General features: G+C 61.4%; 27 protein-coding genes and 1 tRNA gene. 4 read left to right on the forward strand and 24 right to left on the reverse strand.

Translation table 11 applies throughout. The annotated features are described in order from the left end of the window. Positions 1–41: 41 nt before the first annotated feature. Positions 42–1103: a glycosyltransferase family 4 protein gene (locus LB543_RS04465; RefSeq protein ID WP_224613185.1), complete on the reverse strand. Its 1062-nt coding sequence runs from the start codon at positions 1101–1103 to the stop codon at positions 42–44. Positions 1104–1282: 179 nt separating this feature from the next. Here LB543_RS04465 and LB543_RS04470 point away from each other — a divergent pair, with 179 nt between their 5' ends. Further along, a complete protein-coding gene (locus LB543_RS04470) occupies positions 1283–1768 on the forward strand; it encodes a hypothetical protein (RefSeq protein ID WP_140757621.1) in 486 nt (161 codons plus the stop codon). Between the two features lie 64 nt (positions 1769–1832). Here LB543_RS04470 and LB543_RS04475 read toward each other — a convergent pair. Next, positions 1833–1908, reverse strand: a tRNA-Lys gene (locus LB543_RS04475). Positions 1909–2163: 255 nt separating this feature from the next. Here LB543_RS04475 and LB543_RS04480 point away from each other — a divergent pair. Next, positions 2164–2631, forward strand: coding sequence for a BA14K family protein (locus LB543_RS04480; RefSeq protein WP_224613186.1), 468 nt, complete (start codon positions 2164–2166; stop codon positions 2629–2631). 65 nt (positions 2632–2696) lie between these two features. Here LB543_RS04480 and glpK read toward each other — a convergent pair whose 3' ends face one another. The 15 genes from glpK to LB543_RS04555 all read right to left on the reverse strand — a co-directional run bounded on the left by glpK (position 2697) and on the right by LB543_RS04555 (position 18893). After that, on the reverse strand, positions 2697–4187 hold the full coding sequence (gene glpK / locus LB543_RS04485) for a glycerol kinase GlpK (protein ID WP_224613187.1): 1491 nt from the start codon (positions 4185–4187) through the stop codon (positions 2697–2699). Positions 4188–4279: 92 nt separating this feature from the next. Then, a complete protein-coding gene (locus LB543_RS04490) occupies positions 4280–6004 on the reverse strand; it encodes an ABC transporter substrate-binding protein (RefSeq protein ID WP_224613188.1) in 1725 nt (574 codons plus the stop codon). Positions 6005–6087: 83 nt separating this feature from the next. Then, positions 6088–6375 (reverse strand): DUF2160 domain-containing protein, encoded by a 288-nt coding sequence (locus LB543_RS04495; protein WP_224613189.1) that lies wholly within the window; start codon positions 6373–6375, stop codon positions 6088–6090. Between the two features lies 1 nt (position 6376). After that, positions 6377–7297: a carbohydrate ABC transporter permease gene (locus tag LB543_RS04500; RefSeq protein WP_140757503.1), complete on the reverse strand. Its 921-nt coding sequence runs from the start codon at positions 7295–7297 to the stop codon at positions 6377–6379. A gap of 1 nt (position 7298) precedes the next feature. Further along, a complete protein-coding gene (locus LB543_RS04505; protein ID WP_224613190.1) occupies positions 7299–8165 on the reverse strand; it encodes a carbohydrate ABC transporter permease in 867 nt (288 codons plus the stop codon). After that, the gene (locus tag LB543_RS04510; RefSeq protein WP_224613191.1) at positions 8166–9233 is read right to left on the reverse strand and encodes an ABC transporter ATP-binding protein; all 1068 of its coding nucleotides are present in this window, start codon (positions 9231–9233) and stop codon (positions 8166–8168) included. A 10-nt stretch (positions 9234–9243) separates the two neighbouring features. After that, the gene (locus tag LB543_RS04515) at positions 9244–10323 is read right to left on the reverse strand and encodes an ABC transporter ATP-binding protein (protein WP_224613192.1); all 1080 of its coding nucleotides are present in this window, start codon (positions 10321–10323) and stop codon (positions 9244–9246) included. A gap of 42 nt (positions 10324–10365) precedes the next feature. Beyond that, the gene (gene glpD / locus LB543_RS04520; RefSeq protein WP_224613193.1) at positions 10366–11892 is read right to left on the reverse strand and encodes a glycerol-3-phosphate dehydrogenase; all 1527 of its coding nucleotides are present in this window, start codon (positions 11890–11892) and stop codon (positions 10366–10368) included. 125 nt (positions 11893–12017) lie between these two features. Further along, a complete protein-coding gene (locus LB543_RS04525; RefSeq protein ID WP_140503763.1) occupies positions 12018–12785 on the reverse strand; it encodes a DeoR/GlpR family DNA-binding transcription regulator in 768 nt (255 codons plus the stop codon). Between the two features lie 127 nt (positions 12786–12912). Beyond that, the gene (locus LB543_RS04530) at positions 12913–14325 is read right to left on the reverse strand and encodes a pyridoxal phosphate-dependent decarboxylase family protein (protein WP_224613194.1); all 1413 of its coding nucleotides are present in this window, start codon (positions 14323–14325) and stop codon (positions 12913–12915) included. Positions 14326–14433: 108 nt separating this feature from the next. After that, positions 14434–15165, reverse strand: coding sequence for a peptidase (locus tag LB543_RS04535; protein WP_140808530.1), 732 nt, complete (start codon positions 15163–15165; stop codon positions 14434–14436). A 31-nt stretch (positions 15166–15196) separates the two neighbouring features. Then, a complete protein-coding gene (locus LB543_RS04540; RefSeq protein WP_224613195.1) occupies positions 15197–15988 on the reverse strand; it encodes a transglutaminase domain-containing protein in 792 nt (263 codons plus the stop codon). 7 nt (positions 15989–15995) lie between these two features. Further along, positions 15996–16937, reverse strand: a complete 942-nt coding sequence (locus LB543_RS04545; RefSeq protein WP_224590227.1) for an alpha-E domain-containing protein — start codon at positions 16935–16937, stop codon at positions 15996–15998. Between the two features lie 135 nt (positions 16938–17072). Beyond that, the gene (locus LB543_RS04550; protein ID WP_224613196.1) at positions 17073–18485 is read right to left on the reverse strand and encodes a circularly permuted type 2 ATP-grasp protein; all 1413 of its coding nucleotides are present in this window, start codon (positions 18483–18485) and stop codon (positions 17073–17075) included. A gap of 171 nt (positions 18486–18656) precedes the next feature. Further along, a complete protein-coding gene (locus LB543_RS04555; protein ID WP_010909609.1) occupies positions 18657–18893 on the reverse strand; it encodes an Lrp/AsnC family transcriptional regulator in 237 nt (78 codons plus the stop codon). 247 nt (positions 18894–19140) lie between these two features. Between LB543_RS04555 and LB543_RS04560 the strand changes: the two genes are divergently transcribed. Continuing rightward, positions 19141–19560, forward strand: coding sequence for a DUF4864 domain-containing protein (locus LB543_RS04560; RefSeq protein WP_224613197.1), 420 nt, complete (start codon positions 19141–19143; stop codon positions 19558–19560). A 19-nt stretch (positions 19561–19579) separates the two neighbouring features. Here the strand turns inward: LB543_RS04560 and tgt are convergent, their stop codons facing one another. From tgt to coaD, 7 genes are read right to left on the reverse strand one after another with little or no spacing between them, the layout of a single operon-like run. Next, complete coding sequence (tgt, locus tag LB543_RS04565; protein ID WP_224613198.1) at positions 19580–20710, reverse strand: tRNA guanosine(34) transglycosylase Tgt; 1131 nt, start codon at positions 20708–20710, stop codon at positions 19580–19582. Next, a complete protein-coding gene (locus LB543_RS04570) occupies positions 20703–20972 on the reverse strand; it encodes a hypothetical protein (protein WP_140808538.1) in 270 nt (89 codons plus the stop codon). Before LB543_RS04570 ends, tgt begins: the two co-directional genes overlap by 8 nt. Next, the gene (gene queA / locus LB543_RS04575) at positions 20962–22050 is read right to left on the reverse strand and encodes a tRNA preQ1(34) S-adenosylmethionine ribosyltransferase-isomerase QueA (protein ID WP_224613199.1); all 1089 of its coding nucleotides are present in this window, start codon (positions 22048–22050) and stop codon (positions 20962–20964) included. The genes LB543_RS04570 and queA overlap by 11 nt, the downstream gene beginning before the upstream one ends. Before the next feature lie 6 nt (positions 22051–22056). Next, a complete protein-coding gene (locus LB543_RS04580; RefSeq protein WP_140808542.1) occupies positions 22057–22506 on the reverse strand; it encodes a DMT family transporter in 450 nt (149 codons plus the stop codon). 12 nt (positions 22507–22518) lie between these two features. Further along, a complete protein-coding gene (locus LB543_RS04585) occupies positions 22519–23031 on the reverse strand; it encodes a peptidylprolyl isomerase (protein WP_015317720.1) in 513 nt (170 codons plus the stop codon). A 26-nt stretch (positions 23032–23057) separates the two neighbouring features. Continuing rightward, the gene (locus LB543_RS04590) at positions 23058–23645 is read right to left on the reverse strand and encodes a peptidylprolyl isomerase (protein WP_140757518.1); all 588 of its coding nucleotides are present in this window, start codon (positions 23643–23645) and stop codon (positions 23058–23060) included. 17 nt (positions 23646–23662) lie between these two features. Continuing rightward, positions 23663–24163 (reverse strand): pantetheine-phosphate adenylyltransferase, encoded by a 501-nt coding sequence (gene coaD / locus LB543_RS04595; protein WP_224613200.1) that lies wholly within the window; start codon positions 24161–24163, stop codon positions 23663–23665. A gap of 195 nt (positions 24164–24358) precedes the next feature. On the opposite strand from coaD, the gene LB543_RS04600 reads away from it, so the two are divergent. Next, complete coding sequence (locus tag LB543_RS04600) at positions 24359–24511, forward strand: hypothetical protein (protein WP_015317717.1); 153 nt, start codon at positions 24359–24361, stop codon at positions 24509–24511. Positions 24512–24552 lie beyond the last annotated feature (41 nt).

The following is a 24552-nucleotide window of genomic DNA, read 5'->3' on the forward strand; positions in this document are numbered from 1 at the left end:
TCAAGAAGACTGTCCCGTGCTGATTTCTGGACGGTGAAGGTTTACGAGGCTCTGCTCTGCTCGTGGCCACCGCTCAGCCGCGAATAGGCCGCGACGTAATCCCTGGCCATTCTGACGGCGGAAAACCGCCTTTCGAAGACCGTTCTTATTCGTCGCCTGTCGAGTTGCAGGAGAGTCGGCATCGAGGCGACGGCGTCTTCGATGGTTTCGACGACAAAGCCCGTGACCCCATGGTCGACGATCTCGGGCATGGCCCCGCAACTCCAGGCCATGACCGGGGTTGCGCAGGCCATGGCTTCGATCACCGCAAGCCCGAAGGGTTCGGGCCAATCGATGGGAAACAGCAAAGCGGCCGCATTGCCCAGAAATCTGCTCTTCTGGTCCTCGCCGATCTCGCCGACATACTCGACCTGGTCGCCATCGATCATCGGCTGCACGACTTCCTCGAAATAGGCGCGGTCGCCATCGCCGATCTTGGCGGCGAGCTTCAGTTTCAGACCGGTGCGGCGGGCAATCTCAATCGCCCGGTCCGGCCGCTTGTCGCGCGACATTCTGCCGAGAAATGCAAGATAGGTACCGTCCGAGCCTGCCTCGAAATCGGGCTCATAAAGCCCAGGCGGCAAGCCGTGGTGGATTGTCGCCAGCCAATTCGCGGATGCGAACCGCGCCCGCTGGCTGCGGGATATGGAAATCATGGGGAACCGCGGAAACCGGTCATAGGCTTGCGCGAGGTCCGCGTAATCCAGCCTGCCATGCGGGGTCGTCACCGTGCGTTGCGGCATATCGCGGAAAAACGGGAAATGCAGGAAATGGCTGAGATGGAAATGAACGACGTCAAACTCGTCGGCCCGATTCCTCACTTCGTCGAGCATCGACAGATGCGCCGCGATCTCGGACTTCAGCGGACGCGGATCGAGACGAAGTGCCCTTTCGCGGCACGCCACCAGTTTGGCGGAAGTCTTCGTGTCACCGCTGGCGAACAATGTCACGTCGTGGCCGAGATCGACGAGAGCTTCGGTAAGATATGAGATGATACGTTCGGTACCCCCGTAAAGCCTTGGCGGCACCGATTCGTAAAGTGGCGCGACATGGGCAATCTTCATGTCCCGGCGTCCCTCAATGAGCTGGTCATAGAGCCAAAATGCATCAGGGCCGGGATCGTTCCTGAATCTTTGGAAGGTGCGTGGAATGATCGATCCGTTCCCCCTGTTTGATTCGACCAGCCGCCCTATTTCCTGTCAGTAATGCCGACCTTGCGCTTAGGCAGCCGAAGGAGGTCCAGATGCAGGAACCCGGGGATATCGCAGCCCGGCGTCTGAGCATGATCGTCGAACAATATGTCGAGGCCAGAAAACGGCACTTTGGCTTTGTGTCGACGGACCAGGCCGCCCGAGTGATCCGCCGAACCCTGAAACCCGATCCTTCGGAGCCGGCTCTCTCCGATCGCCACCTCGACGACATGGTCGCCGCCCTCGCCGTGAAGAATGGCCTGGCGGTCATCTTCGACCGGGGCGTGCGGGGACCGGCCGACGGCGCCGAGGCCGACTTGAACAGAAAGGAACCGATCATGCGAGCACCGACGGAGACCCCGGATGTCGCCGGCGCGGTGGACGCTATCCTGAGCGATCGCACCGTCCAGCTTTCGATGAGCGCGGTGATCTCGTTGCTGCGCCAACGGACCGGCACCAAGCGATCCGACGCGGATCTGGAAGGACTGATCGCCAAGAAAGCCGCCGTTTTGGACGTGCATCTGTCACCAGGCGTCTGAGCGGTCGTTGCGCGCCGCACGGATTCACGGGCAAATCAAAAAGCGCTGGCATGTCCTCAGACAGTGGTGAGCGCGATGGGATTCGAACCCATGACCTACTGATTAAAAGTCAGTTGCTCTACCGGCTGAGCTACGCGCTCCCGCGGGCTCGAAAGGCCGCCCTCGAAATTGCGCGGAACATAGGGAGAGTGCCGCGACCGGTCAACCGGAAAAGATGGGTTCCAAACCCGCTCTTTACCCTAAATCGCTGACCCCCGCTTGTTCCCCGGATTCTGGCGAGCAGCCAGACAGTTTCGATTTCAGTCCGGCAGCGGCCGCCAGCATGGGGGAACAAATCCGACGCACTATCGTTTTTTTCCAAAGGGACGCCCGACAAACCCTTGAGGAGAATACCAATGAATAGAATCACAACGGGCCTGCTTGCCGCCACGCTCTCGGCCACATTCGTCGCGGCGGAGGTGGTGCCGGTGAACGCCCAGCCGGCCTACGTGCCATTATCCCAGGCGGCAACGCCGGACGTACAGCCAGTGCAGTACCAAGAGTGGAGAAGGAACCGCTCCTTCCACCGCAATTTCTCGCGCAATCGCAGCTTTAGCCGCAACGGTGACATGTATTGGAATGGCCATCGCGGCTATCGTGAATATCGCCGCGGCTATCGCCGTCATGGCGACTACTGGTTCCCGCTGGCCGCCTTCGCGACTGGCGCCCTGATCACCGGCGCGATCGTCAACGAGAACAACCGCGTCTATGAAGGCAATGCCCATGTGCAGTGGTGCTACGATCACTATCGGAGCTACCGCGCTTCTGACAACACCTTCCAGCCGAACAATGGTCCTCGTCGTGAGTGCCGTTCGCCTTACTGATGCGTGGGTGTATGAGTGACCTGCAAGTGTGAGTGGCCCGCGGCAGAAACGGCGCGGGCCATTCCTTATGCGCTCAGCGTCCTGCGCACGGCATCGCGCCAGCCCGCTAGTTTCGCAGCACGACTGGAAGCGTCCATCTCCGGCTGAAACCGTCGCTCAAGCGCCCAGCTTTTCGCGAACTCCCTCGCTGCGGGCCACACGCCCGCCTTCGAGCCGGCGAGCCAAGCGGCCCCCAGCGCAGTCGTCTCCAGGATTGTCGGCCGATCGACCGGCGCGTCGAGAATGTCCGCCAGGCGCTGCATGGTCCAGTCCGACGCCACCATGCCGCCGTCGACCCTGAGCACCGTCTTTGCCTTGGCGCCCTTCCAATCCTTGTGCATGGCGTCGAGCAGGTCGCGGGTCTGGTAAGCGACTGATTCCAAAGCCGCCCGGGCGAACTCGGCCGGACCGGAATTGCGGGTCAACCCAAAGATGGCGCCGCGCGCCTCGGCATCCCAGTGCGGCGCGCCAAGCCCGACAAAGGCCGGAACCAGATAGACGTTCTGCGTCGGATCGGCCTCGGCAGCCAGCTTGCCGCTCTGCTCGGCCTTGCCGATCACCTTGATGCCGTCGCGCAGCCATTGCACCGCGGCACCCGCGATGAAGATCGAGCCTTCCAGCGCATAGGTGGTCTTGCCGTTCAGCCGGTAGGCGATGGTCGTCAAGAGGCGGTTCTTCGAACGCACCAGATCGCTGCCGGTGTTGAGCAGTGCAAAACAGCCGGTGCCGTAAGTAGATTTCATCATGCCAGGCTCGAAACAGGCCTGGCCGATGGTCGCGGCGTGCTGGTCGCCGGCAACGCCGAGGATTCCTATCTCGGCGCCAAACAGGTTTTTGTCTGTGATTCCATAATCATCGGCGCAGTCTTTGACCTCCGGCAGCATCGCGGCCGGGATGCGCAGGATAGAAAGCAGTTCGTCGTCCCAGGCATTCTTCTCGATATTGTAGACCAGCGTGCGTGAGGCGTTGGTGGCGTCGGTGGCGTGCACCTTGCCGCCGGTCAGCCGCCAGATCAAAAAACTGTCGATGGTGCCAGCGAGCAATTCGCCCTTCTCGGCGCGTTTCCTCGCGCCCTTCACCTTGTCCAGCACCCAGGCGATCTTGGTGCCAGAGAAATAGGGGTCGAGCAGCAGCCCTGTCTTGCGTGTAAATTTCTTCTCCAGCCCCTGCTTCTTCAGCTTCTGGCACAGCGGTGCTGTGCGGCGGTCTTGCCAGACGATGGCATTGTGGATCGACTTGCCGGTCGCCTTGTCCCAGATGACGACGGTCTCGCGCTGGTTGGTGATACCGATGGCGGCCACCTCCGACGCATTGCAGCCAGCTTTTTTCACCGCGGCCTTCACGGTGGTCACCACGCTTGCCCAGATCTCTTCCGGGTCGTGCTCGACCCAGCCCGAGGCCGGATAATGCTGGGTGAACTCCTTCTGCCCGCTGCCCACAACCTTCATCTGGCCGTCGAACAGGATCGCCCGCGTCGATGTCGTTCCCTGGTCGATTGCCAGCACAAAACCGCTCATTCCCGCATCCTCCGCCTTGACACAAAGAAGGGAGACGGCAACGCGCCGCCTCCCTCAATTTCACACGGGCGCGAACGCCCGCATAGACCGTCTTACTTCTGCCAGCTCTTGACCAACTCGTCGTAGTTGATGGTGATCGGCTTTTCCTTCTCGTTGTCTAGCTTCAGCTGCGGTGCGAGGTTGCCCTTCTTGACCGCGTCCGCATTCCAGTAAGCAAGGTCTTGCTCTTCGGCCATCTTCGGACCGATATCGCCCTGGACGCCCGACTTCTCGATGCGCTCCAGAACCTTCTCCTGATCGGCGCACAGGCCATTCATGGCCTCCTGCGGCGACTTGGCGCCCGACGAGGCGTCACCGATGTTCTGCCACCAGAGCTGTGCCAGCTTCGGATAATCGGGAACGTTGGTGCCGGTCGGCGTCCACTGTACGCGCGCCGGCGAACGGTAGAACTCGATCAGGCCGCCGAGCTTGGGAGCGCGTTCGGTGAAGCTCTTGTCGTGGATCGTGGAGTCGCGGATGAAGGTCAGGCCGACATGGCTCTTCTTCACATCCACGGTCTTGGAGATCACGAACTGCGCGTAGAGCCAGGCGGCCTTGGCGCGGTCGGTCGGCGTCGACTTCATCAGCGTCCACGAGCCGACGTCCTGGTAGCCGAGCTTCATGCCGTCCTTCCAGTAGGAGCCGTGCGGCGACGGCGCCATGCGCCACTTCGGCGTGCCGTCGTCGTTCATGACCGGCAGGCCGGGCTTGACCATGTCGGCGGTGAAGGCGGTGTACCAGAAGATCTGCTGCGCCACATTGCCTTGCGACGGAACCGGGCCTGATTCAGAGAAGGTCATGCCTTGCGCCTCCGGCGGCGCATAAGCCTTCAACCAGTCGAGGTATTTCTGGATCGCATAGACCGACGCCGGGCCGTTGGTGTCGCCACCGCGCGCCACGCATGAGCCGACCGGACGAGAGTTCTCGTCCACCTTGATGCCCCATTCGTCGACCGGCAGGCCGTTCGGCAGGCCCTTGTCGCCATTGCCGGCCATCGACAGCCAGGCGTCCGTAAACCGCCAGCCGAGTGACGGATCCTTCTTGCCGTAGTCCATGTGGCCATAGACCTTCTTGCCGCCGACGTCGCGGCCGGTGAAGAATTCCGCGATGTCCTCATAAGCCGACCAGTTGACGGGCACGCCGAGGTCGTAGCCGTATTTCGCCTTGAAGTCGGCCTTGTTCTTCTCGTCGTTGAACCAGTCGTAACGGAACCAGTAGAGGTTCGCGAACTGCTGGTCGGGAAGCTGGTAGAGCTTCTTGTCCGGCGCTGTGGTGAACTTGGTGCCAATGAAGTCGTCGACATCGAGCATCGGATCGGTGACGTCCTTGCCTTCGCCCGCCATCCAGTCAGTCAGGTTTCGCACCTGCTGGTAGCGCCAGTGTGTACCGATCAGGTCCGAATCGTTGACCCAGCCATCATAGATGTTCTGGCCGGTCTGCATCTGGGTCTGGATCTTCTCTACGACGTCGCCTTCCTGGATGACGTCATGCGTGACCTTGATGCCGGTAATGGCGGTGAAGGCAGGCGCCAGCACCTGCGATTCATACTGGTGTGTGGTCAAGGTTTCCGAGACGACCTTGATGTCCATGCCGGCAAACGGCTTGGCAGCATCGATGAACCACTGCATTTCCTTTTCCTGATCGGCGCGCGAGAGCGTCGAAAGAGGTCCTATCTCCTTGTCGAGAAAGGTCTTTGCTTCATCCATTCCGGCATAGGCATTGCCCGCGCCGAGCAACAGGACAAGGGCAGTCGTTGACGTTAAAATTTGCCGTCGCATTGTGTCTCCTCCGAGTTTTTAAAAGGTTTCAAGTGCGATCTGGAGCGACCACCGACACGCGGCCGCTCCATCAGTATCCCCCTCTATACGTAGCGGAACACGCCAACGGCGTAGACCACGGAGAGAGCGAGAGCCCACCACAGGTTGGGTCCAACCAGACCCAGCCAAGCGAGATGGATGAAGGCGCTGCCAAGCAGCGAAACGAAGAGACGGTCGCCGCGCGTCGTCTCGAAGCGCAGCACGCCGATACGTGGATTGCCGCCCGGCGAGGCGTATTCCCAGACGCCCATGCCAAGCAGAAGCAGCACGATGACACTGAAGAACGCGGCCGTCGGCCAGGTCCATGCCATCCACGAGAAGTCGAGGTTCATGTCACACCCTCCCCAGGGCGAAGCCCTTGGCGATATAGTTTCGCACGAACCAGATCACGAGCGCGCCGGGGATCAGCGTCAGCACGCCGGCGGCTGCCAGCAGACCCCAGTCCATGCCCGACGCCGACACCGTACGCGTCATGGTCGCGGCGATCGGCTTGGCGTCGGTCGTGGTCAGCGTGCGGGCGATCAGCAGCTCGACCCATGAAAACATGAAGCAGAAGAAGCAGGCGACGCCGATGCCGCTGGCGATCAGAGGCATGAAGATCTTGATGAAGAAGCGCGGGAACGAATAGCCGTCGATATAGGCGGTCTCGTCGATCTCCTTCGGCACGCCCGACATGAAGCCTTCCAGGATCCACACCGCCAACGGCACGTTGAACAGGCAGTGCGCCAGCGCCACGGCTATGTGCGTGTCGATGAGGCCGAAGGCCGAATAGAGCTGGAAGAACGGCAGCGCGAACACCGCCGGTGGCGCCATGCGGTTGGTCAGCAGCCAGAAGAACAGATGCTTGTCGCCAAGGAAACGATAGCGCGAGAAAGCGTAGGCCGCCGGCAGCGCCACCGACACCGAAATCACCATGTTCATGACGACATAGGTGATCGAGTTGATGTAGCCGGAATACCAGGCCTTCTGCGTGAAGATGGTGACGTAGTTGGCAATCGTCGGCGCGTGCGGATAAAGCGTCAGCGAGTTGACGATCTCGGCATTGGTCTTGAAGCTCATGTTGATGAGCCAGTAGATCGGCAGCAGCAGTACGATGATGTAAAGCGTTGGCACGATCCACCACCAGCGCGATTCCTCGCCGCGCCGGCGCATGCGCCGGTCGAGTTCGCCCTGTGACAGCGAACTGGCAATCCCTTCGGTAGCGGCAGTGCCGTTCATTGCATTGCGCTCGGTGCGTTCGTTGGCATGGGCCATGTCAGCGCTCCGCGTCGTAGTTGGTCATCACGGTGTAGAACACCCACGACAACAACAGGATGATGAGGAAGTAGACCAGCGACATTGCCGCAGCCGGACCAAGGTCGAACTGGCCTAGCGCCGTCTTGACGAGGTCGATCGACAGGAACGTCGTCGAATTGCCCGGACCGCCTCCGGTGACGACGAAGGGTTCGGTGTAGATCATGAAGCTGTCCATGAAGCGCAGCAGCACGGCGATCAGAAGCACGCGCTGCATCTTCGGCAATTGGATGTAGCGGAAGACTGCCCAGCGCGAGGCGCCGTCGATCTTGGCCGCCTGGTAGAAAGCGTCGGGGATCGAGACCAGACCGGCGTAGCAGAGCAGCACGACAAGGCTGGTCCAGTGCCAGACGTCCATGATGACGATCGTCACCCAGGCGTCGAACGGATCCTGCACGTAATTGTAGTCGATGCCGATGGCGTTGAGGTAGTAGCCCATCAGACCTATGTCGCTGCGCCCGAACACCTGCCAGATGGTGCCGACCACGTTCCACGGTATCAGCAGCGGCAACGACATCAGCACCAGGCAGACCGGCACGCCCCAGCCCTTTTTCGGCATGTTGAGCGCGATGAAGATGCCGAGCGGTACCTCAATCGCCAGGATGATGAAGGAAAAGATCAGGTTGCGAACCATCGCTTCCCAGAAGCGGCTTGATGAAAGCAGTTCTTCGAACCACTCCGTGCCTGCCCAGAAGAAGACGTTGTTGCCGAAAGTGTCCTGCACCGAATAGTTGACGACCGTCATCAAGGGGATGACGGCGGTGAAGGCCACCAGCACCAGCACCAGCAGCACCAGGAACCAGGCCTTGTTGTTCCAGGTCTTGTCCATCTATGCCCCCATCTCGACACGCCAGGAATCGGCATAGATGTTGATACCGGCCGGATCGAACCGCACCTTCGGTTCGGCCGGAACGCTCTCGTCCTCGCCGATCACCGCCGCGATGTCGCGGCCCTCCAGCTTGGCGCGCACCACCTTGTGGCGGCCGACATCCTCGACCTTGGTGATTGAGACGGCCATGCCGTCGCGGCCGAGCCGTACATATTCTGGACGGATGCCAAGCTCGACGGCCCCGGCGCTGGCCTTCGGCACTCCAGGCAATTCGATCCGTTGCGAGCCGAGTGTCGCCGTCCTGCCTTCGATTGCCACCGGCACCACATTCATGCCTGGTGAGCCGATGAAATAGCCGACAAAAGTGTGACGCGGCCGCTCGAACAGTTCCGCCGGCGTGCCGATCTGCACGATGCCGCCATCATACATCACCACCACCTGGTCGGCGAAGGTCAGCGCCTCGGTCTGGTCGTGCGTGACATAGACCATCGTGTAGCCGAAGCGGCGGTGCAACTGCTTCAACTGCGAGCGCAGCACCCATTTCATATGCGGATCGATGACGGTCAGCGGTTCATCGAACAGGATGGCGTTGACGTCCGAGCGCACCAACCCGCGGCCGAGCGATATCTTCTGCTTCTGGTCGGCGGTCAGGCCCCTCGCCTTCTTCTTCGCCCAGGAGGCCAGGTCGATCATCTCCAGCGTCTCGCGCACCTTGCGGTCGACGTCGGCTTCCGGCACGCCGCGGTTGCGCAGCGGGAAGGCCAGATTGTCGTAGACCGTCATGGTGTCGTAGATGACCGGGAACTGGAACACCTGCGCGATGTTGCGCTCCTGCGTCGACAGGGTAGTCACGACCCGGCCGTTGAACAGCAGCTGGCCGTGCGAGGGACGAAGCAGGCCTGAAATGATGTTGAGCAGCGTGGTCTTGCCGCAGCCGGACGGCCCGAGCAGCGCATAGGCACCACCATCCTCGAAAGTGTGGTGCACTTCGCGTAGCGCGAAATCGGCATCCGTGCGCGGGTTCGGCAGATAGGAATGCCTGACATGGTTGACGTCGATGCGTGCCATATCGTCCCTCCTAAGCCGCCAGCTTCGGCGCGGTCACGGCGCGGCCGTGCTCGTCGAAGACCATGATGTGACGCGGATCGATGAACACCTCGACCACTGCATCGGTCTCGAAATCCCTGATGCCGTGGGTCAGCATCACCCAGCGCGCATCGGCAAAGTCGAGATGGATGAAGCTTTCGGACCCGGTGATTTCGGTGATCGTGACCTTTGCCCGCACCGACACCGCGGAGGCATTGGGCCGGTCGAGCGAAAGATGGTGCGGCTGGAAGCCAATCGTATAGTTCGTATCGGTGATGCCGGCGAGTTCTGAGGGCACCGGCAGCTTGACACCACCCTCGAGCAGGAAGTCCGGGCCTTTCTTGGCCAGCACGATGGTGTTGAGCGGAGGATCGGCGAAGGTCCTGGCCGTCACCAGATCGATCGGTTTGCGGAATACGTCGATGGTCGGCCCGAACTGGGTGATGCGGCCTTCCGACAGCGTTGCCGTGTTGCCGCCGAGCAGCAGGGCCTCGTGCGGCTCGGTGGTGGCATAGACGAAGATGGTGCCGGCGGCGGCAAAGATCCTCGGCAGCTCGGCCCGCAATTCCTCGCGCAGCTTGTAGTCGAGATTGGCAAGCGGCTCGTCGAGCAGCACCAGGCTGGCATTCTTGACGATGGCACGCGCCAGCGCCGTGCGCTGCTGCTGGCCGCCCGACAGGCTGAGCGGGGTGCGGTCGAGATAGGGTGTCAGCTTGAGGAGTGCCGCCGCTTCGCGCACCTGGCTGTCGATTTTGTCCTGCTCGACGCCGGCCACCCTGAGCGGCGAAGCGATGTTGTCGTAGACGGTCATCGCCGGATAGTTGATGAACTGCTGGTAGACCATGGCGATCTTGCGCTTCTGCACCGGCGTGCCGGTGACATTCTGGCCGTCGAACCAGACCGAGCCGGAAGTCGGCACATCGAGGCCGGCCATCAGGCGCATCAGGCTGGTCTTGCCGGAAAGCGTGGGCCCGAGCAAAACGTTGAGCGAGCCGTGCTGAAGCGTCAGCGACACATCGCGGATGTGCTCGACCGCACCCACCGTCTTGGTGACATTCCTCAGTTCAAGCATGACGCCTCCTCCCAGGCTTTCCGCATCAGCTCAAAGCCCCCTTCATTCGGCAGCCGCGACATGCCGCCGGCTTATGCCGCGCATGAATTCATCGAGTGCCGCGACCTGCTCGCGGCTGAGATGCAGGCCGCGCTTGGTCCGCCGCCACAGAACATCTTCCGCCGTGACGGCCCATTCGTTTTCAACGAGATAGCGCACCTCGGCCTCGTGGAGATCGCCGCCGAAATTGCGGCCGAGATCGGCAATCGACTTGGCCAAGCCGAGCAGAACCTGTGCACGCGTCCCGTAGAGCCTCGTCAGCCGGCGCGCCAAGCGCTGGTCGAGGAAAGGATAGGCGCTTTTCAGCTTCGCCACCTGCGCATCGAAACCGGTGGCCGGAAAATCGCCGCCCGGCAGCGGCGCATCCGATGTCCACGGCTTGCCGCGCTTGCCGAGAAAACCTTCGACCTTCTCCAGCATCGATTCCGACAGCCGGCGGTAGGTGGTGATCTTGCCGCCAAACGCGTTGACCAGCGGCGCGGTGCCCTCGCCGCCATCGGCCTTCAGCACATAGTCACGTGTCGCTTCCTGCGCCTTGGAGGCACCGTCATCATAGAGCGGACGCACGGCCGAATAGGTCCAGACGATGTCCGAACGCTTGACGGGAACCGCGAAATACTCGCTGGCCGCGGCGCAGAGATAATCGATCTCTGTGTCGCTGATCTTCACGTCATGCGGATCGCCTGGATAATCCTGATCGGTGGTGCCGATCAGCGTGAACTCATCCTCGTAGGGAATGGCAAAGATGATGCGGCCATCCTTGTTCTGGAAGAAATAGGCGCGCGGATCGTCGAACTTCTTGGCGATGACGATGTGGCTGCCCTGCACGAGGCGGACATTGTGCACGTCATTGAGGCCGACAACGCCGGACAGCACGTGGTCGACCCAAGGACCCGCCGCATTGACCAGCAACCGTGCCTTGACCTCTTCGGTCTCGCCGGTTTGCAGGTTCTCGATCTTTATCGTCCAGATGCCGCCTTCGCGGCGGGCTCCGACCACTTTCGTGCGGGTCCGGATCGTTGCGCCCCGGTCAGCGGCGTCACGTGCATTCAGCGCCACCAGCCGCGCGTCGTTGACCCAGCCGTCGGAATATTCGAAAGCCTTCTTGAACAGTGGTTTCAAAGGCTTGCCTGCCGGGTCGCTCGTCATGTCGAGCGTCCTGGTCGCCGGCAGCAATTTGCGCCCGCCAATGTGGTCGTAAAGGAATAGGCCAAGCCGGATCAGCCAGGCGGGGCGCAGGCCCTTGGCATAGGGCAGCACGAAGCGCATAGGCCAGATGATGTGCGGCGCGTTCTTCCACAGAACCTCGCGCTCCATGAGCGCCTCGCGCACCAGGCGGAATTCGTAGAATTCGAGATAGCGCAGCCCGCCATGGATCAGCTTGGTCGAGCCGGACGAGGTTCCGCTGGCGAGATCGTTCATCTCGGCAAGAAAGACCGAAAACCCGCGCCCAACGGCATCACGGGCGATGCCGCAGCCGTTGATGCCGCCACCTATGACGAAAATGTCCCGGACTGAAGATGTGTCCACCCAATTCCTCCACGATTTCGCATTGCACCATTTTGGGTCTTTTACGAAACCGTGGCGGAATTATTTCGAACTCATAACGAATGTCAAACGAAATATCACGAGCCTGTGAGAGGACGGCGAAATGCCTAGCCAAGCGATGTCTCGATCAGCTGAACCTCGGCCTCCTGGCAGATTTTGCGCACCGACGCGATATCGCAGCGATCGGTGATGAAGGTGTTGACCTGCGACAGGTGACCAATGCGCACCGGCGCCGTACGCTCGAATTTGGTCTGGTCGGATACAAGGATGACGTGCCTGGCGTTGGCGATGATCGCTTGCGCTACCTTCACCTCGCGAAAATCGAAGTCGAGCAAGGCGCCATCATGATCGATGGCAGAGGCGCCGATAACAGCATAATCGACTTTGAACTGCCGGATGAAATCGACTGCCGCCTCGCCGACGACACCCCCGTCCGAGCCGCGCACCACGCCCCCTGCAATCACCACCTCGATCGAGGGATAGATGCGCATCCTATTGGCAACGTTAATGTTATTGGTGATGACCATCAGGCCGTCATGATCGAGCAAGGCCTTGCTTACCGCTTCCGTCGTGGTGCCGATGTTGATGAACAGCGAGGCGTTGTCGGGGATCAACCTGGCCGCCGCGCGGCCAATCGCTTCCTTCTCGTCCGCCGCGATCTTGCGCCTGGCTTCATACTCCATGTTCTCGATACCAGACGGGAACAAGGCGCCGCCATGAATGCGCGAAAGCAGCCGCTGGTCGCACAGATCATTGAGGTCCTTGCGTATGGTCTGCGGCGTCACGTTGAAGTGGGTGGCCAGGTCATCGACCAGCACGCGGCCATTGTCCTTGGCCATCTGAATGATCTCGGCATGGCGCGGCGACAGATACATCAGACAAGCTCCCGTTTTCGTTTTTCTTGCTTATAATCGAAAACGAAACCGTTGAAAAGGCATAAGCCGGCTAACGAAATCCGATGATTGCACGGGTGAACCTCCCCGCGACCTCGATCCAGCCTTTTCAGGCCGTGGCACGCGCAATTTCGGTAATGACGGTGAAAGCAATATCGACATCCTCCGCCGTCGTATCGAACTGGCCGACCTGGAAGCGGATCGCCACCCTGCCATCGACTTTCGTTTGCGTCAGGTAGATGCGGCCATCGTCGTTGATCATGTTGACCAGCCGCAGATTGTGCTCGTCGGCATCGGCGCCCGAGCCAGCCTTGTGCCGGAACGAAAACAGCGACAGCATCGGCTCGCTGACAATCTCGAAATCCGGCTCCCTTGCCAGATGCGTGGCAAGGCCTTCGCTCCAGGCGACATGGTTGCGGATCATGGTTCGCAGATTTTCCAGTCCATGGGCGCGCAGCAGAAACCAAAGCTTCAGCGCGCGGAAGCGCCGGCCGAGCGGCACCGACCATTCTGAGTAGTTGATGATGCCGTCATGGCCGTGCGTCTTGAGATAGTCGGGCTTGATGGCCAGCGTCCTGACATGGCTCGAGGGGTCACGCAGGAACTGGATCGAGCAATCGAACTGCGCGCCGAGCCATTTGTGCGGATTGAAGACGATCGAGTCCGCGCCTTCGACGCCGATCCAGAAATGCCGGAACTCCGGACAGATCATCGCCGACCCGGCCCAGGCGGCATCGACATGCAGGTAGAGCCCGTGCCGCCGGGCAATCTCCGCGACCGCTGCGATATCGTCCGTGCCGCCGGTGCTGGTGCCGCCGACGCAGGCGATAATGCCGGCCGGCAGCATGCCGGCTTTCCGGTCGGCGATGATGGCTGCTTCCAGGGCTGCCGTGTCCATGGCGCGAAAACGGCCGGCGACCGGAATGCGCACCAGATTGTCCTCACCGATGCCTGACACCCAGATCGCCCGGTCGATCGATGTATGCACCTGGTCGGAAGAATAGATCCGCAACCTCGACTGTCCAACCAGGCCCTTTTTGTTGCCTTGCCAATCGAGCGCCCGCTCGCGCATCGTCAGCACGGCGTTCAGTGTCGCCGAGGAGGCCGAATCCTGGATGACGCCGGAAAAGCCTACCGGCAGGCCGAGCGCCTGGCGCATCCAGTCGACGGTGCGCGTTTCAAGCTCGGTCGCCGCCGGTGACGTCTGCCAAAGCATGCATTGCGCGGCCATCGCCGACACCAGATACTCCGCCACCACCGAGACGGGCGCCGCGTTTGCTGGGAAATAGGCGAAGAAGCGCGGGTGCTGCCAATGGGTCATCCCTGGCACGATCTTGGCTTCAAAGTCGGCGAAAATCCTGTCCATCGGTTCCGCCTCTTCGGGCGGCGACGCCTCGATGCTCCTGAAAATGTCGCCCGGCTCGACCAGCGGCCGCACCGGCTGCTCACGCAAATTGTTGCGATAGTCGGCACCCCAATCGGCGGCGCGTTGCGACCATTCCCGGAAATCATCATTGTTCATCTTGTCCTCCCGACATGATCCTTCGCTGCCGGTGGTTGCCGCCGGCTCTTCAGATATTAATTAACATGTGAAATAATTGCAACCGCCGTCAAGTGGCGAAACAGCGGACTAGCCAGGAAAATCCGGCAAACTGGCGAAAGCCGTCTTCAGGGCATTCGACCATCCGTCGGAGATCGTGCGGTAATACTGATCGTCCTGGGCGATCCGCTTTTTCAGGCCGACCTGAAAGGCGTCCTGTTCCAGGAAAAGCAGGTCGAGAGGCAAGCCGACCGACAGGTTCGACTTCAACGTCGAATCGAACGACACCAGCAGGAGTTTCACCGTCGCGGCGAGGCTCATCGTCTTTTCGTAGGCGCGGATGATGATCGGCTTGCCGTATTTGGTTTCGCCGATCTGGAAGAACGGCGTGTCGTCGGTCGATTCGATGAAATTGCCTTCGGGATAGATCATGAAAAGGCGCGGCGGGCTGCCCTTGATCTGCCCGCCGAGGATGAAGGAGGCATTGAAATAGGAATCGGCCTTCTCGCCGGCGGGCGACGATTGCGCGATCACCTCTTTCACCGTGTCGCCGACCAGCCGCACCGTCTGATACATGGACGGCGTTTCGAGCAGCTTCTCGTGGCGGTCGCTCACCGCCTTGGTACGCTCGTCCAGCAGGCTGACCACGGCCTGCGTCGTCGCCAGATTGCCGGCCGACATCAAGACGATGACACGCTCGCCAGGCTGTTCCCAGACATGCATCTTCTTGAAGGTCGAGATCGAATCCATGCCGGCATTGGTGCGCGTGTCCGACATGAACACGAGCCCGCGATCGATCTTGAGGCCGACGCAATAGGTCATGGAATCTCTTAAGGCAGCAATCCCTGGGGGATTACTGCTCTACCGTGACGGTGACCGCAAGCAGTTCTTCCGCCTGTCCCAGCCGAATTCCCGACACCGGCGAAGCGTCACGGTAGTCGCGGCCGGTGGCCACCTTCACATAGCGTTCGTCGGGAGAAATACCATTGGCGGGATCGAAGGCAACCCACCCGAGGCCGGCGACATGGGCTTCGGCCCAGGCGTGGCTCGCCGCCTGCTCCACCGCACCCATCATCAGATAGCCGCTGACGTAGCGGGCAGGAAATCCCATGGCGCGCGCGGCGGCGGCAAAGATGTGGCTATGATCCTGGCAAACGCCGGTTTTCAGCTCCAAGGCCTCCTCGGCCGAGGTTGTCGCATTGGTGGTTCCCGGCGTGTAGGCGACGCGTTCGCCGATGGCGGCCATCAGCCGATGCAGCCTTTCGAGGTCGTTGCCCTTGCCGATTGCCTCGGTAAGATCACGGATGCCGCCGCCTATGGTGGTCAAAGCGGTTTCCTGCGCGAACAACCAGAGTGGCGCGAAGCCTTGATGCGGCCCGCAAACGCCCGATGTATCGCGCGTCACCACCTCGCCCAACGCTTCGACTGTGATGAAGTCGTGGTCACCTTCGACGCTCAACAGCCTGTTATCGTTGCCGAAATGGTCGGCAAATCGCACTTCCTCGCGCGCGCCTTCGACCTTCAGCGCCCAGGACAGCACGGTCTGGGTCGGACCGCTCATGGGCAGAAGTCGCAGTCTCTGGAGCAAATACTGCACCGGCGCGTCGTAGCGGTATTCGGTCCGGTGCGTGATTTTCAGCCGCATGGCTTCCTCAATAAAACCTGTAGTCCTGCGCGATCTCGTCGCCGAGCCTGGTGTTGTCGCGAATGAACCCAGCCAGGAACTCATGCAGACCGGCGTCGAATATATCCTTGATCGACCCTGCCCTCAGCATTGCCTGCGTCTTTTCCGCCGTTGCGTGACACGCATGGCGCTCGCCATAGTCGTCGGAGAGGAACTTCAGATGCTCTGCCAGGAAGCGATAGCAGAAGGTCAGCGACCGCGGCATGCGGACGTTGAGGATCAGGTAGTCCGCGATATTGGTCGGCTTGTAGTCGGCGTCGTAGACCCAGCGGTAGGAGCGATGCGCCGATACCGAGCGCAGGATCGATTCCCACTGATAGTTGTCGAGCGTCGAGCCGACCCAGGAGATCGACGGCAACAGCACGTAGTATTTCACGTCGAGGATGCGCGCGGTGTTGTCGGCGCGCTCGACATAGGTGCCGAGCTGCGAGAAATCGAAAATCTCGTTGCGCAGCATGGTACCGTAGAACGAGCCACGGATCAGCGCGGTCTCGCGCTTGATCGCGTCGAGCACGTTGGGCAGGTCGCGCTCGTCGATCGGCCTCGCCAGCATCCGTTTCAGTGCCATCCAGGCTTCGTTGATGCTCTCCCAGGTCTCGCGCGTCAGCGCGGTGCGCACCATGCGCGCATTGTTGCGGGCAGTCTCGATCGACGACATCGTGCTCGATGGGTTCGACGTGTCGCGCAAAAGGAAATCGGAGACATTGGCCGCCGTATAGTCCGGGTATTTCTGCTTGAAGGCGACGTCGGAGCCGGCGCTGAGCAGCACCGAATTCCATTCCTCGGACGCATTCTGGGTGCGGGTCAGCGCCATGCGCAGCCCGGCGTCGACCAGCCGCGCCATGTTTTCCGCCCGCTCGATATAGCGGTTCATCCAGTAGAGCCCGTTGGCGGTGCGGCCGAGAAGCATGGAATGGCCCTTCGGGCTAGTGAGTAGGGAATAGCGAGTAGCGAATAGCAAACGATTGAATTTCAACGGAATATGGCATTTCCCTGTCCCCTCTGCTTCCACTACTCACTACTGACTATTCCCTACTCACCCATTTTAATCATCCAGCACCCACGTATCCTTGGTCCCGCCGCCCTGAGAGGAATTGACAACCAGCGAGCCTTCCTTCAGCGCAACGCGCGTCAGCCCACCAGGCACGATCTGGATGCGGTCGGAAACCAGCACATAAGGCCGCAAGTCGACGTGGCGCGGCGCCAGCCCCTTTTCAGTCAGGATCGGACAGGTCGAGAGCGCGAGCGTCGGCTGGGCGATGTAATTAGACGGCTTGGCCTGCAGCTTCTTGGCAAAATCCTGGCATTCTTTCTTGGTCGCCGCCGGGCCGACCAGCATGCCGTAGCCGCCGGAACCATGCACTTCCTTGATCACCAGCTCGTGGATATGCTCGAGCACATATTTCAGGCTGTCCGGCTCGGAACAGCGCCAGGTCGGGATGTTGCCGAGGATCGCCTTGCGGCCGGTGTAGAATTCGACGATCTCGGGCATGTACGAATAGATCGCCTTGTCGTCGGCGATGCCGGTTCCCGGCGCATTGGCGATGGTGATGTTGCCGGCGCGGTAGACATCCATGATGCCCGGTATGCCAAGGGCCGAATCCGGCCTGAAGGTCAGCGGGTCCAGGAAAGAATCATCCACGCGGCGGTAGAGAACGTCGATCTGCTTGTAGCCTTCGGTCGTCCGCATCGCGACATGGCCGTCGACGACGCGCAGATCCTGCCCCTCAACCAGTTGCACGCCCATCTGATCTGCAAGGAAGGCGTGTTCGAAATAGGCGGAATTGAAACTGCCGGGCGTCAGAACCGCGATGGTCGGCGCGCCCTTGGTGCCTTGCGGCCGCACCGCCGCCAGCGACTGGCGCAACAGCTGCGGGTAGTTCTCCACCGGCCGCACCTTGATCTTCTGGAACAGCTCGGGGAACAGTTGCATCATCGTTTCGCGGTTCTCCAGCATGTAGGAGACACCGGACGGCGTGCGTGCATTGTCTTCCAGAACGTAGAACTCGTCCTCGCTGATACGCACGATGTCGACGCCGATGATATGGGTGTAGACGCCGGCCGGCGGCCGCACGCCAATCATTTCCGGCAGGAATGCCTCGTTCCTGGCGATCAGGTCCTTGGGGACGCGGCCGGCGCGAAGGATTTCCTGGCGATGGTAGATGTCGTCGAGGAAGGCGTTCAGCGCCTGTACGCGTTGCTCGATGCCTTGCGTCAGGCGGCGCCACTCATTGCCTGAAATGATGCGGGGAACGATATCGAACGGGATCAGCCGTTCGGATGCTTCCTGCTCGCCGTAGACCGCAAACGTGATGCCGGTCTTGCGGAAGACGCGTTCGGCATCCTGCATCTTTTCGGTAAGTCTGGCTGGATCCTGCTCCTTCAGCCAGCGATCGTAAGCCGAATATGGTCTTCTAAGTCCGGAGACCTCCGGAAGCATTTCATCGAACGCGGCCAATCGCATACTCCCCTGTGACGCCATTTCACTGGCGTCGTCGGAGAAAATCAAGCGCAATCGGTGATTTGGGAGATGCGGACGATCAGTATGTTGCGGCTGCTTAAAATTGAGGCAGCTAAAATATGAGCTTGATCAGGCTTTGCCTCATGCCCGGGCAAATGCCTCGCGCTGCTAAAAGGCGCGGAAGGTGACGACGGTGAACGTGTCCTTGATGCCGGGAAGAATCTGCACCTTCTCGTTGACGAAATGGCCGACGTCTTCCTCATCGTCGACATAGAATTTGGCGAGCAGATCGTAATTGCCGGCGGTGGAATAGATTTCCGAGGCGATCTCGGCGTCGGCAAGCGCGCTGGCAACCTCATAGGATTTGCCCAGCTCGCATTTGATCTGCACGAAAAACGCCTTCATGGCTTCGTCCCGCTAACTTCCAGGTCCAGCGGCCCTTCTGGCAGACTGGAGGCGGCCTTTCAAGCGTTGGAATGCGCACTTGGCCGGGCACCTGCTTTGGCAACGGCCTCGCGCAGCACATGCTCTCTCCCTCGGGGTCCATCATTGGCGCCCCTGAAACCGTGAAGCACCGTCACCCATATGTTAGGATGCCTCCCGGAACAGCGTTTCTGGAGGCGGCTTTTCGAAGGGACGGTGGAGACAGGCCATGCGCCGCGGCTTTTTCGCATTCGCATTCGTTTCGCTCATGCTGGTTTCCCAGGCGTTTGCCGGCGATGCCGAGATCAAGGCTGGCCAGGCCGTCATCGACGGTCAATTGAAGGCCCTCGTCGCCAATGACGGCGCCAAGGCCTACAGCTTCGCCGCCCCGAATGTGAAGCAGGTATTCCCGACCGTCGACGCCTTCATGAACATGGTGACCAACGGCTATCCGCCTGTGCGCAGGCCACAGTCCTACTCTTTCGGCAAGGTCGAGCAGACGGGCCCGGGTTCGATCGTCCAGCAGGTGCTGATCGTCGGCCCCGACGGCAAGGACTACGAGGCGGTCTACACGCTACAGCAACAGCCCGACGGCACGTTCCAGATCACCGGCTGCAGCCTGCGGGCGTCGAATTCGCTGAGCACGTGAATGCTACAGCGTCGGAGCGTTACACCCCCGGGATATCGCCCCTCGCCCAGCCTTCGCTGATCTCCGCGCCGCGTGCCTCGAAGCTGCCCGCTTCGATCGCGGCCCGGATGTCCTGCATCAGCTTCTGGTAGTAGGAAAGGTTGTTCCAGGTCAGCAGCATCGCCCCGAGCGCCTCTTGCGAGCGCACCAGATGGTGCAGATAGGCACGCGAATAGTCGCGCGCCGCGGGGCAATCGCTCTCTTCGTCGAGCGGGCGCGGATCGTCGGCGTGGCGGGCGTTGCGCAGATTGACCTTGCCGCGCCTGGTATAGGCGAGACCATGCCGGCCGGCTCGCGTCGGCATCACGCAGTCGAACATGTCGATGCCACGCGCCACCGATTTCAGGATATCGTCCGGCGTGCCCACGCCCATCAGGTAGCGCGGCTTGTTGTCGGGCAGTTCCGGGCACGTGATGTCGAGCATATCGAGCATCACCGCTTGCGGCTCGCCGACAGCCAGGCCGCCGACAGCATAGCCCTTCAGGTTCATCGCGCTCAGCGCCTGCGCCGAGCGCACCCTGAGCGCGGCGTTGTCGCCACCCTGCACGATGCCGAACATCGCCTTGCCTGGCTGGTCGCCGAACGCCGTCTTGCAGCGCTCCGCCCAGCGCAGCGACAGTTCCATGGCGCGCTCGATCTCTTTCCAAGCGGCGGGCAGCGCCGTGCATTCGTCGAGCTGCATCTGGATGTCGGAATCGAGCAATCCTTGAATGTCTATGGAGCGCTCCGGTGACATTTCATAGGCCGCGCCATCGATGTGCGAACGGAAGGTGACGCCTTTCTCGGTCAGCTTCCTCAGCTTCGACAGCGACATCACCTGGAATCCGCCGCTGTCGGTCAGGATCGGGTGCGGCCAGCGGGCGAATTCGTGCAGACCGCCGAGCCGCGCCACGCGCTCGGCCCCGGGCCGCAGCATCAGGTGATAGGTGTTGCCAAGGATGATGTCGGCGCCGACGCCGCGCACCTGGTCCATGTACATGGCCTTGACCGTGCCACCGGTGCCGACCGGCATGAAGGCCGGCGTGCGGATTTCGCCGCGCGGCATGTCGATCAGGCCGCGCCGCGCCTTGCCATCGGTCGCCAGCACCTTGAAGCTGAACGTCTCAGTCATTGAATTCCTTGTCGTGGACCGGCGCATCCGGCGCCTGCCTGTCGAGCGATTGACGGTACCGGATGCAGCCTCGCATGAATTTGGGCCAGGGCGGCACGGCGATCGATGGCTCGGTCTTCTCAGGCAGCAGGTCCCACAGATCGGGGTGATGCCAGCACAGATCGTGGCCTGATGTATCGCGGTGCGCGCGAATGCCGGCGCGGAGCTTTTTCACTTCCGCGATCAGGCTCTCGCCATCGAGGGTTTGCAGATCATCGTCCATCGCTCATCTCCGCTCGGTAAAGCAGGCTTGCGTCGCCATAGGAGTAGAACCTGTAGCGGTTCGCGATGGCATGCGCATAGGCGGCACGCATCGTGTCGAGGCCGCTGAAGGCCGAGACAAGCATGAACAATGTCGAGCGCGGCAGATGGAAATTGGTCATCAGCATGTCGGCGGTGCGAAAGCGGTAACCGGGCGTGATGAAGATGTCGGTCGGTCCGGACCATGGCGCCAGCGTGCCGTCTTCACGCGCCGCGCTCTCCAGCAGGCGCAGCGAGGTCGTACCGACGGCAACGATGCGCCCGCCCCTCGCCTTCGCGGCGTTGAGCGCCTCGGCGGTCGCCGCGCTGACCGAGCCGATCTCGGCATGCATCTTGTGGTCGGCGGTGTCGTCCGCTTTCACCGGCAGGAACGTACCGGCGCCGACATGAAGCGTGACGAAGTGGCGTTCGATGCCCTTGGCATCCAGCGCCGCGAAAAGCTCCGGCGTGAAATGCAGGCCCGCGGTGGGTGCCGCTACCGCACCCTCTTCCCTGGCATAGATGGTCTGGTAATCGGCACGATCGCGCTCGTCGTCGTCGCGCTTCGAGGCGATGTAGGGCGGCAGCGGAATGTGGCCGACCGCGTGCAGCGCTTCGTCGAGGAAAGGCCCGGATAGATCAAAGCCGAGCAGCGCTTCACCGCCCTCGCCTTTTTCGATCACGGTGGCGTCGAGCTGGCCGAGGAAACAGGAATTGCCGTCATGGCCGAAATGGATGCGGTCGCCGGCGGCGATGCGCTTTCCCGGCCGCATGAACGCCAGCCAACGGTCAGGAGCCATGCGCATGTGCAGCGTGGCCTCGACCTGCGCTTGTGTTTCGCCGCGCCGCCTCATGCCCTTCAGCTGCGCTGGAATGACCTTGGTGTCGTTGAAGACCAGCACGTCGCCGGCGCCGAGCAAGGACGGCAGATCGCCAACCGTCCGGTCCTCCAGCTCCTCGCCCGGCTTGATGACGAGCATTTTGGCGCTGTCGCGCGGTTCCGCCGGGCGAAGCGCGATACGCTCCTCCGGCAGGTCGAAATCAAAGAGGTCGACGCGCATCGGGAATCAAAACAGCCGAACGAGCAGCGCTCCGGCCAGCAGAAGCACCGCCCCGGCGATCCGGCCGAGCGAGATTTCACGCACCGCAACGCCAAGGAAGCCGATGCGGTCGATGAGCATGCCGGCGATCAACTGACCGGCCACCAGGAACGCCATCAGGGCGGCCGCACCGATGCGCGGCGTCAGGATGGTTGAAAGCGTGACGTAGAAGCCGCCGAGCATACCGCCGGCGACGAACAACCACGGCGCCGGCGCCTTCCAGTCGAGCGATATGCCTTGCAGCTTCACCACCGTGACCGAGATGATGCCAAGCACGACCGCGCCCGACAGGAATGAAAACGCGGCCGCCGCGACCGGGAGACCCAGGCCGCGTGCAAGCTGCGAGTTGATCGGCGCCTGAATGGCAATGAAGGCGCCGGACAGGATGCCGAGAAGCGACCAGACGACGCCCATCATTGTCGTTTCGCCTTACTTGACGTCTGCCGCGACCTTCAGCGACACGATCTTGTCGGGATCCTGCACCGGCTCGCCGCGCTTGATCTTGTCGACATTGTCCATGCCTTCGATGACCTGGCCCCAGACCGTGTACTGGCGGTTGAGGAAAGCGGCATCGTCGAAGCAGATGAAGAACTGCGAGTTGGCCGAGTTCGGGTTCTGCGAACGAGCCATCGAACAGGTGCCGCGCCCGTGGTTCGCGTTGGAGAACTCAGCCTTCAGGTCAGGCTTTTCAGAGCCGCCCATGCCAGCGCGCGACGGTGCAAACGAGGGCTTGCTCGAATTGCCGAACTTGACGTCGCCGGTCTGCGCCATGAAGCCTTCGATGACGCGATGGAAGACGACGCCGTCATAGGCGCCTTCGCGCGCCAGTTCCTTGATGCGGGCGACATGGCCGGGGGCCAAATCGGGAAACAGTTCGATGACGACCTTGCCCTTGGTCGTTTCCATGATGAGCGCGTTCTCGCGATCCTTGATCTCAGCCATGTCAGATATCCTTTTGAAAAATTGAATTATTTGTCAGCGGCGATGCGCACTTTGATCATCCGGTCGGGCTCGGTGACCGTGCCGTTGTCCGCCTCGTCGCCCTTCTTGATCTTGTCCACCAGGTCCATGCCGCTGACGACATTGCCGACGATGGTGTACTGGCCATCGAGCGGCGGTGCCGGTGCGAACATGATGAAGAACTGCGAATTGGCGGAGTTCGGATCCTGCGAGCGGGCCATGCCGACCACGCCACGCTTGTAGTGCTCGGTCTGCGAGAATTCGGCCGGCAGGTCGGGCAGGTCCGAGCCGCCGGTGCCGACGGCCTGGGCATTGAAACCCTTCTCCATGTTGCCGAACTTGACGTCGCCGGTCTGCGCCATGAAGCCGTCGATGACGCGATGGAAAGCGACATTGTCATAGGCATGATCGCGCACCAGCTTCTTGATCTGGGCAACATGCTTGGGCGCCAGGTCGGGGCGCAGCGCGACGGTCACGTCGCCATCTTTCAGCGTGATGATCATGGTGTTTTCCGGATCGGCGGCATAGGCCGAAACGGACGCGGTCAAAAGACCGGCGAGCACAACAAAGAATGAGGCGAGCCTTTTGAGCTGCATGAGGATTTTCTCCGAGCTTATTTCGCGAATTTTGAGGTGAGCGCACCGGCCACGGCCACCGGCACGAAGGGGCGGATGTCGCCACCCATCGCGGCTATCTGGCGCACAAGTGTGGCGGTAATGGTTCGCACCGACGGGCTGGCGGGCAGGAAAACCGTCTGCAGCTCCGGCGCCATGGTTTCGTTCATGCCGGCCATCTGCATTTCGTAGTCGAGGTCGGTGCCGTCGCGCAGACCGCGAATCATGATCGAGGCGCCTTCTCTTCTGGCGGCATCGATCACCAGCCCATCGAAGGCGACGACCTTGATGCGGGCGCCATCGCGGCCGAATTCGGCTTTCGTGGCGGCTTCGATCAACCGCACCCGCTCCTCGAAGGAGAACAGCGCCTTCTTGCCCGGATGAATGCCGATCGCGGCATAAACGATGTCGGCAACCGCCAGCGACGCTTTCAGCACATCGAGATGGCCGTTGGTCAGCGGGTCGAAGGAGCCGGCATATAGGGCGATGCGTTCGGTCATGCGGGAGCTTCTAGCGAGCCTCTCTCACAAAGGCAAATCCGATCAGCGGGCGGCCCGTGAACCTTTTCCGGCACATGAACGACAGATGAATACGCTGATCACGAAGCCTTCACGCAGCGTTCACTAGGTTCCACCCTTAATAAGATGAAACCAAAGTCCCATATATCCGTTGGTAAGACGCAGGAGAACACGCACATGCTGATCTACATGCTCGCCACCGCGATGACCGTCGCCATGCTGATCGCCACAGTATTCGGGCTGCATCAGGAGGCACAGCGCATCCGCGTCAAGGCAACCACAAAACGCTTCGAAGGCTTCGGCCTCCGGAAGCCGTATCGTCACTACTAAGTCAGTCTTGACTTGCTGCCGCGCCGGCGATCAGGCCGGCG

Source organism: Mesorhizobium sp. ESP7-2 (assembly GCF_020164715.1).
Classification (GTDB): domain Bacteria; phylum Pseudomonadota; class Alphaproteobacteria; order Rhizobiales; family Rhizobiaceae; genus Mesorhizobium.